Raw genomic sequence first — 13,788 nt, forward strand, 5'->3', positions numbered from 1 at the left:
GCACCCTCGGGTGCCTTTTTTAATATCTATGTACCGTCCTAAATAAGAAAGTGGTCATACTTAATGATAGAGAAGCAGAAAACAGGCATCGAGAACAAACACGCATGAACCCATCCATGGGGCTTCGATTTGCCATCCATGGCAAATCGAGTTTGTTTATCGACACCTGTTCCCTGACCAGTTAATTTTCCAGATTGGTATAATTTTTAATATCTAAAAAGGGCTGATGTTTTCACATCAACCCTTCTGCTATAGATTCGCCAGAGTTCGTTTAAGCCCCTGGTGGCATAGCTAAACTATCAGAGATCTGTTGAATCAATTGATCTTCTACTTCGAAACGAGTCTCGAGAATCTCTCCAACGAGCGACATGTCTGAATTGAAGTCAGGCAACTCATCATCTTCTGTGACTTCAGAGTATTTATCGTTAAAGTTCAGCAGTGGCTCCGTCGTAATGACGATTTTTCCGTACGTCTGATTGATTTCGTCTGTCACGATAAAGCCGGTCGATTTCCAGCGATCCATGACCATATCGTAAATTTTGAAATGGCCTTCAGAGATATAGTCGACCAGATGTTGGCAGAAGTTTTGCAACTCGGAAGGGGTAGGAAGTTCAATCACGTTAGTTTTCGAACAAGGTTGCAGCGCTGCAAGCTTACAGTATTCAACGATCAGCGATTGTCTCGTTTCTAACCAGTGATCAATGACATCACTGGAGCCACCCCACTGGTCTTGTGTTTGTTTGAATTTTTTTAGCATGACCATGCCCTCATGATCGGTTCGCCATTTGGCAAACGTATCCTTTGCATAGCAAAGTTAGTAAAGTTATTACAAACTCTTGTCCTTACTAAAATTTATAGTTTCATATTTACCTAACGATAAACTCTAGTATGAAATTAGATTGCCAGTAAAATGGTTGAACTTCAAGCAAAGGGAGGGTGTCATGTTAAGAAAAGGTGATGTTAAGCGCGTAGAAAATGCGCATTGGTGTGTTGTTTCAGGAAGTGAAATTTGGCTGGTGGATGGTGCTGTTCCTTTTGGCTCTGCGGAACAGTTCGCGTTGCCGGAAGTTGGTGCAAGAAAAATTGGTGAGTATCAACAGCATCCGGTTATGTGGGTAAACCTAGCCGATCTAGAACAAGATTTACCGATGACTTCATTGCGAGATTGCCTGCATTTTCCTGAAACGCTCTTTTTGCTGCTAAGTAAGGCTATTCAGTATGGACACATGACGCAAAGTTTACGTTTTTGTCCTCAATGTGGTGGTCGGAACTTCATCAATAATAATCAGCTAGCTATGCAATGTGGCGAATGTAGAACGCTACACTACCCACGTATCTTCCCATGCATTATCGTCGCTGTACGTAAAGAGAAGCAGATTCTACTGGCGCAGCACCCAAGACATCGAAACGGTATGTATACCGTCATAGCGGGCTTTCTGGAGGTCGGAGAGACGCTAGAAGAGTGTGTTGCGCGTGAAATACACGAAGAAACCGGTGTATACGTAAAAAATATTCGTTACTTCGGCAGTCAGCCTTGGGCGTTTCCATCCAGCATGATGATGGCTTTCTTAGCAGACTATGAGTCTGGGGAATTAAGCCCCGATTATACAGAATTGTCAGATGCTCAGTGGTTTAATGCTGATGAGATGCCAGATGTCGCTCCAAAAGGCACGATTGCCCGAGCACTTATAGAGCAAACCCTGCAAGATATTAAAGCTAATCACTTGGGCAAGTAGATAAAAAAAACCCTCCGAGAGGGAGGGGGTAAGTAAGATGTCGTTATGAGATGCTGAGTACTAGGTACTCAGTTTATAATTGTAGTTTTCGCTAGCGAACAAATTTTTAACACTGATACGGATTGGGCGCAAATTAAGCGTTGATTTAAAAGTTAATAACATGATCCAGGTTGCAAAGCACACAGCTATTGGCCTTAAATCAGTGTTAGAATACGCCCTTTAAAAGAAAGCCTAACAATTGGAATTACGGAATGACTGAATTAAAAAATGATCGTTATCTGCGTGCTCTACTGAAAGAGCCTGTAGATTACACGCCAGTATGGATGATGCGTCAGGCAGGTCGTTACCTACCAGAATACAAAGCAACACGTGCACAAGCGGGCGATTTCATGTCTTTGTGTAAAAACGCGGAGCTGGCGTCTGAAGTAACGCTTCAACCTCTACGCCGTTTTCCTCTTGATGCAGCAATCTTGTTCTCAGACATCCTGACTATCCCTGATGCAATGGGACTTGGTCTGCGCTTTGCAGCGGGTGAAGGCCCAGTGTTTGACAACCCAATCACTTGCAAAGCAGACGTGGAAAAAATTGGCCTTCCCGATCCAGAAGGTGAGCTGCAATACGTGATGAACGCAGTGCGTCAGATCCGTAAAGACCTAAAGGGTGAAGTGCCACTGATTGGTTTCTCTGGCAGCCCTTGGACACTCGCGACTTACATGGTTGAGGGTAGTAGCTCAAAAGCGTTCACTAAGATCAAGAAGATGATGTACGCGGAGCCACAGACACTGCATCTATTGCTTGATAAGCTTGCCGACAGCGTCATTGAGTACTTGAATGCGCAAATTAAAGCGGGTGCGCAATCGGTGATGGTATTTGACACATGGGGTGGTGTACTGACTCCTCGTGACTACAACTTGTTCTCACTGCAATACATGCACAAGATCGTTGATGGTCTAATTCGTGAAAACGACGGTCGTCGCGTACCAGTAACGCTATTCACTAAGAATGGCGGCATGTGGCTAGAGCAAATCGCAGCAACAGGCTGTGATGCAGTTGGCCTGGACTGGACAATCAACATCGCAGACGCAAAAGCACGTATCGGTGACAAAGTCGCGTTGCAGGGTAATATGGATCCATCAATGCTTTACGCTTCACCAGAGCGTATCCGTGAAGAAGTCGCGGATATTCTGGAAGGTTTTGGTGATACTGGTACTGGTCATGTATTCAACCTTGGTCACGGTATCCACCTCGATGTTCCGCCAGAAAACGCAGGCGTATTTGTCGAAGCGGTGCATGAGTTATCAAAGCCATACCACAAATAATCTCGATTTTTCGCAATTCAATACCGGCATCTATTGCCGGTATTTTTTTGTCTGAAGTTTATTTATACCCAAATAACCTCGAGATGCTAGGTTCAGCGAGAATGGATTGGTGCACAGACGCGGCAACGATTTGATGATCTAGTGGCTCTAAATCAAAAATCGTTAACAAAGGCTGTGATCCAAGACAACTCGCCCTTCGGGAGCGTGTCACTGACACGATTTCAGCGTCAAATCACTTGAAAATAGCTGTCTATTCCTCTGCGTTATTTTTCTTGAACTCGAGTCAGTGACAACGCTCTGAATCCTGCATCTTGAAGTCATTTGGGTATATGTACAGCCATTATAGTATTTAGCCTACTATGATCTAATTACTGGTAACGCTGTACGTAATAATTTATTGGTAATTAAAACAGTCATTTATTCTTTTAGGTTGTTTGTGGTTTATTACTCTGTACAGCGAAGAGAGTATTTAGATCATAGGTAACCTAAAGCATCGAATGAATGCGACTTTGCAGGTAAGGAACGACGTCTGCCTCAAACCATGGGTTCTTTTTAAGCCATAACGTATTGCGTGGTGAAGGGTGAGGAAGAGGGATAAAGTCCGGTTCCCAGTCCTGCCAATGTTGGACGGTTTCGGTCAGTGTTTTGGGCTTATTGGGCAGGTAGTAGTTCTGTGAATATTGGCCAATAAGTAATGTCAGTTCGATATTTGGTAGTTGTTGCAGCAGCTTTTGATGCCAGGCAGGTGCGCATTCTTTACGTGGAGGCAGGTCCCCAGAACGCCCCTTACCCGGATAACAAAATCCCATCGGAATAATGGCAACTTTGGTCGGGTCGTAGAAGGTGTCTTTATCCATATCCAGCCACTGGCGTAGCCGGTCACCACTAGGGTCATTCCACGGAATGGATGTGTTGTGGACCCGAGTACCGGGCGCCTGGCCAATTATCAGTAGTCGGGCTTCTTTCGCTGCTTGTACGACCGGATTTGCGCCTAGCGGTAAATCGCTGGCGCAAAGCTGACAGGCTCTAACTTGCTTCAGTAGTGCGTCTAGTGACATGAACGATTTAATATCCTTTATCGAAATCGACTTGGTAGTTGAGTGTGAATCCATCTCGCCAGTTTAGGTAATTCTCGGCAAATATCTCCACCACTTGCTCAGGGAAGCTGAGAGCGGCAATGTGCGGTGTGAGTGTAATTTGCGGTAATCTCCAGAAAGGATGCTCCTTAGGAAGTGGCTCTTGCTCAAAAACATCCAGAATCGCGTGCTCTATCCAGTGATTTTTAATTGCAAGTAGGAGTCCCTTGTCCTCGAGCACATCTCCGCGTCCGACATTAATCAGTATGGCTCGGTTTAGATGACTGAGTGTTTCGCTATTAAGCAGGTAAAGGGTCTCGGGTGTGCTTGGCAAGGTGTTGACGACGATGTCTGCTTGCTTGAGGGCGCTCGTAAGTTCATTGATATGAAAAGTCTGGTTAAATTCCCCACCTGACGTTGGAATGCCAGTGCGATTAACACCGATAGTCTCTATTCCCATGGCTCGAACCGTTTTTGCTAAGTAACTGCCTATGCTGCCGGTGCCGAGAATGACCATCTTTTTACTTTGCAGAGAAGTATAGAGGTGAGGCTGCCATAGCCGATTCTGTTGCTGCTGGTGGTAAAGGCTAAAGTGGCGATAGTGGGCGATACAGTAACCAATGACATATTCCGCAATAAGTGAGCCAAAGATCCCTCGCACATTCGTCAGGGTATAATCGCGACGCAAATCCTGCTGCATTAAGGTGTTCACTCCCGCAAAGGTAGATTGTACCCAGTCAAGTTGTGAAAACTCGTCTAACCTTTGTGATAGCAGAGGCGGATCAGCCAGAACAATCTGAGCGTCGTTCGGATCATCCGTAACGCTAAGATCGGGCAGGTTTTTCTCTGCCAATAATGTTTGATAGGTGCTTTGATGCTCTGAGAGCAGGAAAATCTTATTTGGTTGCGGCATTAACTTTTTTCCCTGTGATGAATCAAGTACACTTTCGCTGTTTTTTTCTTCAATGATTGAGTGACTATGCTTAAGAATCCTCTTCAGGTTCGTTTGGAAAAACTAGAACCTTGGCAACAAATTACCTTTATGGCGTGTCTGTGCGAGCGCATGTATCCAAACTACGCGATGTTTTGCGAGAATACAGAATTTGCGGAGCCGCGCGCTTACCGAGCGATTCTTGATAGTGTATGGGAAATTCTGACAGTTAAGAGCGCGAAAGTGAACTTTGAGCGTCAGCTAGAAAAACTGGAAGAGCTATTCCCGAGTTCTGATGAGTTTGATTTTTACGGCGTATACCCAGCAATGGATGCGTGTCAGGCTCTGTCTACATTGCTGCATGGTCTGTTGGATCGCGACTACCTTTTTGACTCAATGATTAAAGTGAGCCAACAGTCGGTACAAACCGTTGCGGATCTTGAGCAAGCTCAAGGGAGCGAGCCAATCACGAATGACAATCAAAAAGAAAACCAGGCAGTGTGCGAAGAGTGGGATGTTCAGTGGGCCATTTTCCGTCCACTACGTGAAACTACCGAGCGTGATATCAATTTGATAAAAGATCTGCGTGAAGAGTTGCGAGAAGAAGGTGTAAGCAATATTGGTATTGCGCTATAACTTTCCAATGAATATGAAAAAGGCATCCGATTGGATGCCTTTTTGCTGTATGTATTCCTAGATTAAGACTATTTGGTGTCTGATTTGGTGTCTGATTTTACAGTTTTAGATGATTCAGCCTGAGGTTCTTGACTCTCCAGACCTTCTTCCTCCTCGTCATCGCGGCTTTCTATCACACCGTGCTTCTCTTTCCAGCTTTCCCAACGCTGGAACGCCAGTTCTTGCATGTCTGTGCTCTTGTCTGCTTCATCGATGATCTCTTCGCCTACGAGGTGCTCAAAGATATCTTCCAGCGTCACCAAGCCTTGTACCGTGCCGTATTCATCAACCACGAGTGCAAGCTGCAGGCGGTGAGTCATCATCTGATCAAACACTTTAGGTAGCGTTGTGTTGTTCAGTACCACTTGAATTGGACGCATCACCGCTCCAAGTTGTTTCTGACCACAACCAGATTGTTGCAGTTTAAACAGCTCTAAACGGTGTACAAAGCCGATAATGTTGTCTTTCTGTTCGCTATAAATCAACGGACGAGAGAAAGGCGTATCTTTGTGTTTATCTAAAAACTGATCGATGGTCTTGGTTGCGTTGACGCGGAATACCACCGGACGAGGCGTCATAACCTGAGTGACGGGAACATCTTGAATACCCAATAGGTTACTCAGAATTTTTGATTCACCTTCTGCGAACTCGCCGCTTTCACGAGCAAGAATTGCCATTGCTGATAACTCATCACGCATCTTAGGCGCGACGTGATTGCGAGATAGACGTTTGGTAATTTGCTCAGAGAACCAAACGAATGGTGTTAAAGCCCATACCATCCAACGTAAAGCGACCGCAGCGGTAGGGGCAAGCTGACGCCAGTAAGTCGCACCAATCGTCTTTGGTACGATTTCAGACAGGACCAAGATAGCCAAGGTCAGTACCGCAGAGAAAATACCCAGCGCTTCACTACCGAATACCACGGCGGCTTGTGCCCCCGCGGTTGCCGCACCAATGGTATGTGCGATGGTGTTAAGCGTCAGAATCGAAGCTAACGGGCGGTCGATGTCTGATTTGAGTTTAGAAAGCTGTCCAGCAGCAGGGTGCCCCTGTTGATTGAGCTGTGCGATGTAGCTTGGACTGATACTTAGTAATACTGCCTCCAGTACCGAACAGATAAATGAAATGCCGATAGCAATAGAGATATAAATGGATAACAGCAGCATAGTTGCCCTTGAAAGTAATTAGATAGTCGTTGTTTGCAGCCATTATAGCCGCGTATGTGGGGTATAAATTGCGCCAAATACGTTGGAAAGCAAGGGGATTCGGACCTTATGTGGTAACAAATTGTGAGTTAATACTCATATTATGGCTAAAAGTACGTCATAAAATCGAAAGTTCACCTACAAACCTTTGCCAGATGGGGCATTTATGTTTTAGAGTGAGACGAATTCGATAACCTATAAGAAGGGAAACCTAATGAACAAGACCCAATTAATCGACTTTATCGCAGAGAAAGCAGACCTATCAAAAGCACAAGCAAAGGCTGCTCTTGAAGCGACTCTTGAAGGTGTAACTGGCGCACTGAAAGAGGGTGACCAAGTTCAACTAATTGGTTTTGGTACATTCAAAGTAAACCACCGTGCTGCACGTACTGGCCGTAACCCTAAGACTGGCGATGAGATTCAAATCGCAGCGGCTAATGTTCCTGCATTCGTAGCAGGTAAAGCACTGAAAGAATCAGTAAACTAAGTTAGAATGCACCGAGGTATCCTGCCTCGGTGCAACTTTATGAAAAAACAGCTCTTCACTTCACTTCTCCTTACTAGCCTTTCTCTTGTTGGCTGCTCATCTGTTGAAACTCCCAATCTAGAACAATTTACTCATTTCACTGGTGGCAAAACCGAAGGTGATGCAAGCAGTTTATATTGGGTGACGGAACGACTTACCCGCGTCAGTACAGCAGCAGACTATGTAACAGCGGGTGATTACGGTTGGTACCAAAGTGATTATCGCTGGGATGACGGGGAATTACGGGAGTTGACTCGAAAGGGTGACCAGATTGATGCCAAGTTGGGTATGGTACCTTTCCAAATCCACATCCGATTCAATAAAGATGGTGAAGCGGTTTATCAGCAATATCGAGTTAGTAACAAAGTCCTGCCATTGCAGCATGCTCAATTAGAGCGTTTTAAGCAAGAAGCGAACGATGTCGTTGTCTCGGTCAAAGAAAGCTCTCGGAATGGACAAAGCCTGATTCAAGGCTACTGGAATGGTGAGTTATTGGAAACTTGCGATGGTAAGGCGTTTGCGACACTCGAATTTAATCAAACGTTGCCGAGGTTTGTCATTGACCGATTAGCATCCGTTGATAATTACATTGCCTTTATTGGTAAAGAGTCTCGTAATAAAGTGACGATTGATGAATTACTGTTGCTTAAAGAGGACGATTTTGACTGCGTTCTGCGACCTAAACTCATTGCTGAATAACCGGCCTTGCTTTGAATAATAAAAAAAGGCGCTTTACGCGCCTTGTTATTTATAGCCAACTGATGTTGTTTTTATTTTGCTTGCTCACGTGCGATAGCACGGTAGCCAATATCATTACGATGGAACATGCCATCCCAGCTGATTTGCTTCGCTAGCTCATACGCTCGTTGCTGAGCTTCTGAAACGCTGTGGCCAAGCGCTGTAGCACATAGTACGCGACCACCATTTGTCACAACATCGCCGTCTTTGTTCTCAGTACCCGCGTGGAAGACTTTCTCGCCTTCAACTTCGCTCTGAGGTAGGCCTGAAATCACATCACCTTTGTTGTACGCCGCTGGGTAACCACCTGCAGCAAGAACAACACCGATAGACGCGCGTGGATCCCATTTCGATTCCACTTGATCCAGTTTCTTGTCGACAGCAGCCAGACAAAGCTCAACTAAATCTGATTGCATGCGCATCATAATTGGCTGAGTTTCTGGATCGCCGAATCGACAGTTATATTCGATCACTTTTGGCGTGCCGTCTTTATCGATCATTAGACCCGCATATAGGAAACCTGTGTATGGGTTACCTTCTGCTGCCATACCGCGAACGGTTGGGTAAATCACTTCGTCCATGATGCGATTGTGAATTTCTGCTGTAACCACTGGTGCTGGAGAGTAAGCTCCCATACCACCTGTGTTAGGACCAGTATCTTTATCGCCTACGCGTTTGTGGTCTTGGCTGGTGGCCATTGGTAGGACGTTCTCGCCATCTACCATTACGATGAAGCTTGCTTCTTCGCCATCCAGGAATTCTTCAATAACCACACGGCTACCAGCGTCACCGAAAGCGTTACCAGCAAGCATGTCTTTGATTGCGTCTTCCGCTTCGCCTAGCGTCATTGCGACGATAACACCTTTACCTGCAGCAAGGCCGTCAGCTTTCACCACGATTGGTGCGCCTTGCTCACGAACGTAAGCCAATGCAGGCTCAATCTCGGTGAAATTAGCGTAAGAGCCTGTTGGGATTTTATGGCGTGCAAGAAAGTCTTTGGTGAACGCTTTTGAGCCTTCAAGCTGAGCAGCAGCTTGAGTTGGGCCAAAAATCGGTAGGCCAGCTTCATTAAACGCATCGACGACACCAATCACAAGTGGTGCTTCAGGGCCAACGATAGTCAGCTCAATTGCATTTTCTTGTGCAAATGCAACCAGTGCTGCCGTGTCTTCTACGCCGATGTTGACGTTTTTCAGTTTTGGTTCGAGTGCAGTACCCGCGTTACCAGGGGCAACAAATACCGTTTCAACATTTGGGTTCTGAGCGGCTTTCCAACCCAGTGCGTGTTCACGACCGCCGGCACCGATAATTAATACATTCATTTTTAATCCTTTTTATCACGGTGGTGATAAGAATACAGAACGCTTCGCTTACAGAACACAGAACAGCAATCATCCATTCTGTATTCTCGAAGGGCGCGTTGCGCCCGCTCTGTATTCTGTATTTTAAATTAGTGACGGAAGTGACGCATACCAGTGAAGATCATCGCCATACCGTGCTCATCTGCTGCTGCAATAACTTCGTCATCACGCATAGAGCCACCTGGTTGAATCACACATTTGATGCCAGCTTCTGCTGCCGCATCAATACCATCACGGAATGGGAAGAATGCGTCTGATGCCATTACGCTACCAGCAACTTTCAGACCTTCATCGGCTGCTTTAATGCCAGCGATTTTTGCAGAGTAAACACGGCTCATTTGGCCAGCGCCTACACCGATAGTCATGTCACCTTTTGCGTAAACGATCGCGTTTGATTTCACGAATTTCGCTACTTTCCAGCAGAATAGCGCGTCTTTTAACTCTTCTTCTGTTGGCTGACGCTTAGATACCACTTTAAGGTCATCCAGGCTTACCATGCCTTGGTCACGGTCTTGAACCAGCAGGCCGCCGTTAACGCGTTTAACATCAAAGCCAGTTGTCTTGGTTGTCCACTCTCCGCACTCAAGAAGGCGAACGTTTTTCTTCGCAGCAACTACTTCGATAGCTTCCGCTGATACTGAAGGTGCGATAATGACTTCAACGAATTGACGTTCAACAATCGCTGTAGCAGTTTCTGCGTCTAGCTCTTTGTTGAATGCGATGATGCCGCCGAATGCTGATGTTGGATCCGTTTGGTAAGCGCGGTTGTACGCTTCTAGGATGTCTTTACCTAGCGCTACACCACATGGGTTTGCGTGTTTCACGATCACACATGCTGGCTCGTCGAACTCTTTCACACACTCAAGCGCTGCATCAGTGTCAGCGATGTTGTTGTAAGAAAGTGCTTTACCTTGGATTTGGTGAGCAGTAGAAACAGATGCTTCTTCTGGATTTGCTTCAACATAGAATGCTGCTGCTTGGTGGCTGTTCTCACCGTAGCGCATATCTTGTTTCTTCTCGAACTGCTGGTTGAAAGTGCGTGGGAATTTCGATTCTTCATCACCTTCTTTGTTCTCACCGTAAGATGGAACCATAGTGCCGAAGTAGTTTGCGATCATGCCGTCGTAAGAAGCAGTATGCTCAAATGCAGCGATAGCAAGGTCGAAGCGCGTTTCCAACGTTAGCGATTTGTCGTTTGCATCCATTTCAGCGACTACGCGATCGTAATCTGAAGCGTTTACAACGATAGTTACGTCTTTATGGTTTTTCGCTGCAGAGCGAACCATTGTTGGGCCACCGATATCGATGTTCTCAACAGCGTCTTCTAGAGTACAGCCGTCTTTAGCAACAGTTTCTGCGAATGGGTATAGGTTAACGACAACCATGTCGATTGGATTGATGCCGTGCTGCGCCATTACTTCATCGTCCTGACCGCGACGGCCTAATACGCCACCGTGAACTTTCGGGTGAAGCGTTTTTACGCGACCGTCCATCATTTCTGGGAAACCAGTGTAGTCAGAGACTTCTGTTACTGCGATACCTTGCTCAGCAAGTAGGCGAGCTGTACCACCAGTAGATAGGATATCGACACCACGTTCAGCCAGAGCTTGTGCAAACTCAACAATACCTGTTTTGTCTGATACGCTGATTAGCGCGCGGCGAATAGGACGAGCGTTGTTCATGCTTCCATTTTCCTCAAATTCACGGAGTTAAAGATGTTTGCCAAAAATGAACTTGTTTTTACCTCTTGGGATAAAATATTGGCCAGTTTTGGTAAAGACCTTTCGAGGTGTTTTCCAATCAGAAAACAGTCTCCACTATTTGATGGCGCGTATTCTAACCAATTTATTACAAAAAAGCTCGCGCAATCGTTTGGCATCTCAAAAATAATTGGGAAAAAGTCGATCTTTAACTTTAAAAGTAACGAGATAGTTAATAAGGACAGTTATGTTTCATATAGGTGAACTGGCGAAACGCTGTGGTGTGACTGCCGATACATTACGATTCTACGAAAAAAATGGACTAATCAAACCAGCAGAACGAAGTGAGTCAGGCTATCGTCTCTATAATGAAGAGAATCAAAAGCAGGTTCGATTTATCCTCAAAGCAAAAGAGCTTGGCTTAAGTTTGTGTGAGATTAGAGATCTGCTGGAAATCAAACTAGAAGCAACAGAACACAGTTGCGCTGAGGTTAAGGCTATTACTACTGCCAAGTTGGAGCTGGTGGATGAAAAAATTAATGAACTGACTAAAATTCGCCGAGCGCTCAAGAAGATTAATGACGCCTGCTGCGGTCATGTGGATGACGATGCGAGTCACTGCTCTATCTTAGCTGCTCTGGAGTAGTCAGATTTTTTATTATGCCCAGGATTGTATCTGGATGGGATGGTTTACTAGGAACCAGCCGCTCTCCACCCTATAATCCCTCATCTTTATTTGCGGTAAGAGATGGTGTCCTGTCTTTCTGCTGCTTTACCTGGTAGATGAGAGAGTGTAATTACATGGTTGGAGTCTATTTTCAAATCAACGATTGGACGCTGGACGTTGGTGAAAATAAGCTTTACCGAAAAGGTAGAGAAACCTCCGTCGAACCGCGATTAAGTAACCTTCTATATTTCTTTGCTAACAACGCGAACCAAGTTTTCACACGCAAAGAGTTAATACAGTCAGTTTGGGATAGGGCGGCTGTCACCGACCAAGTGGTGACTCAGTCTATCTCTGAGCTGCGTAAGTTATTGCGTGATAGCCGTGAAGATAACCCCAGCTATGTCATCACAGTGCCCAAGCGAGGGTATAAACTCGTCGCTGAAGTCACACGCTTAACGCCAAAAGAGTTTATGCGCGTTAGTCATGAGGACCTGCCTTCCGTAACTGGAGAAGCCGAGCGTTGCCACTCAAACGATTCTCAGGCACAACGTTCCACTGACTCAGATTCTGTTGGTGGGTCAAATAAACTAAAGCATCAACAACGCTATCGACGTAAGGGATTTTTTAGCTTTACTTTGATTGGTATTGTGGTTGCGATGATAATCACGTCTACCTTCAAGCAGCCAGAAGCCAGTAATAACCCAAACAACGACATACATCTGATTGAATTCAAGCTCCACAACAACGTCAGTCATACAGGTATTAGCCATGACCTAGCCGACGGTATCACCAAAAAGTTAATGTCGGATGTGGCTCAGGTCAGTGACTATCGCGTGATGCAGAAGAGCTCGTCCTTTAATGGCAGTGCGGAACCGGGCAAATCTGTGGTGGTGAAAATAAGGCAAAGTGATGTAGCCCGGTTATTAGAAATCGAGTATCGAACCAGTTTATCGGATAAAGCGTTATTTCGTCGTTTATATACTTTGGCGGACCGTGATTTAAAGACGGTTTTACAGCAAGCGTCGCTGGGGATGATGACGATACTGAATGTGCCCAACGCTAAACTGGAATCAACGATGCTGGTGGCTGGGCTTCCCATGACGCCCAAGGCACTAAAACTGTTTATTCAAGCGCATCATTATTTAAACATTTCGGATGCTGAACAGTATCAGCATGGTATTGATCTCATGGAAAACGTTTTAGACATTGAACCACACAATGCTTATGTCCAAGCTGAGTTGTTGATTGCCTACTATGTACAAAAAGCACTGTACCCTGAACAAGCTCAGAAAAAGAGACAGACACAAGCACTCCATGAGGCATTGGAAGTAGGGGCAAAAATGACTATTGGTCAAATTCAGCCTCGCATTTATGAAGCGCTCGCTCTACATGAAACAGTCACTGGTGATTTAGCGAAGGCAAAGCAGTATCTAGCGCAAGCTCTTAAGTTGCGTGATTCCGTGCTTGCCAATGTTATTCTCGGCAAACATGCTGAGTTGGAGCAAGATATAGAGGCTGCGGGCAAGTTCTATCGCAAAGCCCTCTATATAGATATGTCTCTTAAGACTCACCTATTGTGTAAGTTGTTAGTGTTTAAAAGTGATGTGACGATGGAAGACATCACGCATCAAAACAATTCGCTAGCCGTGAATGAAAGTTAATAAACGAATTCTATTCATTGTATAAGCCCTTCACATTGGTGAGGGGCTTTTTATATCTGCACAATTTCTACAGAAGATATGCCTTTCAGTAACCGTGATTAATACTAAATGGCAAAAACGCACGGTGATATTGAAAAAATAAGTGATAGAGGCGTAATCGAAGAGGAAAATGTTAGCGCTTTTTCTACGAAGC

13 protein-coding genes are annotated in these 13,788 nt (G+C 45.3%); 7 read left to right on the forward strand and 6 right to left on the reverse strand.

Going from position 1 to position 13,788, the window contains the following annotated elements:
* Positions 1–271: 271 nt before the first annotated feature.
* Positions 272–763: an Rsd/AlgQ family anti-sigma factor gene (locus OO774_RS00755; RefSeq protein WP_014233281.1), complete on the reverse strand. Its 492-nt coding sequence runs from the start codon at positions 761–763 to the stop codon at positions 272–274.
* Positions 764–941: 178 nt separating this feature from the next.
* On the opposite strand from OO774_RS00755, the gene nudC reads away from it, so the two are divergent.
* Both nudC and hemE read left to right on the forward strand, forming a co-directional pair.
* Entirely contained in the window at positions 942–1,736 is a 795-nt protein-coding gene (gene nudC / locus OO774_RS00760) for an NAD(+) diphosphatase (protein ID WP_264903881.1), read from the forward strand.
* 251 nt (positions 1,737–1,987) lie between these two features.
* The gene (gene hemE, locus OO774_RS00765; RefSeq protein WP_264903882.1) at positions 1,988–3,055 is read left to right on the forward strand and encodes a uroporphyrinogen decarboxylase; all 1,068 of its coding nucleotides are present in this window, start codon (positions 1,988–1,990) and stop codon (positions 3,053–3,055) included.
* Between the two features lie 485 nt (positions 3,056–3,540).
* Here the strand turns inward: hemE and OO774_RS00770 are convergent, their stop codons facing one another.
* Positions 3,541–4,113: a uracil-DNA glycosylase family protein gene (locus tag OO774_RS00770; protein ID WP_264903883.1), complete on the reverse strand. Its 573-nt coding sequence runs from the start codon at positions 4,111–4,113 to the stop codon at positions 3,541–3,543.
* 7 nt (positions 4,114–4,120) lie between these two features.
* On the reverse strand, positions 4,121–5,044 hold the full coding sequence (locus tag OO774_RS00775) for a D-2-hydroxyacid dehydrogenase (protein WP_264903885.1): 924 nt from the start codon (positions 5,042–5,044) through the stop codon (positions 4,121–4,123).
* 66 nt (positions 5,045–5,110) lie between these two features.
* Here OO774_RS00775 and OO774_RS00780 point away from each other — a divergent pair, with 66 nt between their 5' ends.
* Entirely contained in the window at positions 5,111–5,698 is a 588-nt protein-coding gene (locus OO774_RS00780) for a DUF416 family protein (protein WP_264903887.1), read from the forward strand.
* A 68-nt stretch (positions 5,699–5,766) separates the two neighbouring features.
* Here the strand turns inward: OO774_RS00780 and OO774_RS00785 are convergent, their stop codons facing one another.
* Positions 5,767–6,903 (reverse strand): hemolysin family protein, encoded by a 1,137-nt coding sequence (locus OO774_RS00785; RefSeq protein WP_264903889.1) that lies wholly within the window; start codon positions 6,901–6,903, stop codon positions 5,767–5,769.
* A 253-nt stretch (positions 6,904–7,156) separates the two neighbouring features.
* Between OO774_RS00785 and hupA the strand changes: the two genes are divergently transcribed.
* Both hupA and OO774_RS00795 read left to right on the forward strand, forming a co-directional pair.
* Complete coding sequence (gene hupA / locus OO774_RS00790) at positions 7,157–7,429, forward strand: nucleoid-associated protein HU-alpha (RefSeq protein ID WP_005433627.1); 273 nt, start codon at positions 7,157–7,159, stop codon at positions 7,427–7,429.
* 39 nt (positions 7,430–7,468) lie between these two features.
* The gene (locus OO774_RS00795) at positions 7,469–8,167 is read left to right on the forward strand and encodes a DUF1481 domain-containing protein (protein WP_264903913.1); all 699 of its coding nucleotides are present in this window, start codon (positions 7,469–7,471) and stop codon (positions 8,165–8,167) included.
* 71 nt (positions 8,168–8,238) lie between these two features.
* On the opposite strand, the gene purD is transcribed toward OO774_RS00795, so the two are convergent.
* On the reverse strand, positions 8,239–9,528 hold the full coding sequence (gene purD / locus OO774_RS00800) for a phosphoribosylamine--glycine ligase (RefSeq protein WP_264903915.1): 1,290 nt from the start codon (positions 9,526–9,528) through the stop codon (positions 8,239–8,241).
* Between the two features lie 128 nt (positions 9,529–9,656).
* Complete coding sequence (gene purH, locus OO774_RS00805) at positions 9,657–11,249, reverse strand: bifunctional phosphoribosylaminoimidazolecarboxamide formyltransferase/IMP cyclohydrolase (protein ID WP_264903916.1); 1,593 nt, start codon at positions 11,247–11,249, stop codon at positions 9,657–9,659.
* 265 nt (positions 11,250–11,514) lie between these two features.
* On the opposite strand from purH, the gene zntR reads away from it, so the two are divergent.
* Positions 11,515–11,913, forward strand: coding sequence for a Zn(2+)-responsive transcriptional regulator (gene zntR, locus OO774_RS00810; RefSeq protein WP_264903918.1), 399 nt, complete (start codon positions 11,515–11,517; stop codon positions 11,911–11,913).
* 155 nt (positions 11,914–12,068) lie between these two features.
* The gene (gene cadC / locus OO774_RS00815) at positions 12,069–13,595 is read left to right on the forward strand and encodes a lysine decarboxylation/transport transcriptional activator CadC (protein WP_264903920.1); all 1,527 of its coding nucleotides are present in this window, start codon (positions 12,069–12,071) and stop codon (positions 13,593–13,595) included.
* The last annotated feature ends 193 nt before the right edge of the window (positions 13,596–13,788 follow it).

Source organism: Vibrio sp. STUT-A11 (genome assembly GCF_026000435.1).
Lineage (GTDB): Bacteria > Pseudomonadota > Gammaproteobacteria > Enterobacterales > Vibrionaceae > Vibrio.

Coding starts and splice junctions, on each gene's coding strand:
- hemE (WP_264903882.1), top strand. CDS start 1,988: ATGACTGAATTAAAAAATGATCGTTATCTGCGTGCTCTACTGAAAGAG.
- OO774_RS00785 (WP_264903889.1), bottom strand. CDS start 6,903: ATGCTGCTGTTATCCATTTATATCTCTATTGCTATCGGCATTTCATTT.
- cadC (WP_264903920.1), top strand. CDS start 12,069: ATGGTTGGAGTCTATTTTCAAATCAACGATTGGACGCTGGACGTTGGT.
- purD (WP_264903915.1), bottom strand. CDS start 9,528: ATGAATGTATTAATTATCGGTGCCGGCGGTCGTGAACACGCACTGGGT.
- OO774_RS00770 (WP_264903883.1), bottom strand. CDS start 4,113: ATGTCACTAGACGCACTACTGAAGCAAGTTAGAGCCTGTCAGCTTTGC.
- hupA (WP_005433627.1), top strand. CDS start 7,157: ATGAACAAGACCCAATTAATCGACTTTATCGCAGAGAAAGCAGACCTA.
- OO774_RS00780 (WP_264903887.1), top strand. CDS start 5,111: ATGCTTAAGAATCCTCTTCAGGTTCGTTTGGAAAAACTAGAACCTTGG.
- OO774_RS00755 (WP_014233281.1), bottom strand. CDS start 763: ATGGTCATGCTAAAAAAATTCAAACAAACACAAGACCAGTGGGGTGGC.
- zntR (WP_264903918.1), top strand. CDS start 11,515: ATGTTTCATATAGGTGAACTGGCGAAACGCTGTGGTGTGACTGCCGAT.
- nudC (WP_264903881.1), top strand. CDS start 942: ATGTTAAGAAAAGGTGATGTTAAGCGCGTAGAAAATGCGCATTGGTGT.
- OO774_RS00795 (WP_264903913.1), top strand. CDS start 7,469: ATGAAAAAACAGCTCTTCACTTCACTTCTCCTTACTAGCCTTTCTCTT.
- OO774_RS00775 (WP_264903885.1), bottom strand. CDS start 5,044: ATGCCGCAACCAAATAAGATTTTCCTGCTCTCAGAGCATCAAAGCACC.
- purH (WP_264903916.1), bottom strand. CDS start 11,249: ATGAACAACGCTCGTCCTATTCGCCGCGCGCTAATCAGCGTATCAGAC.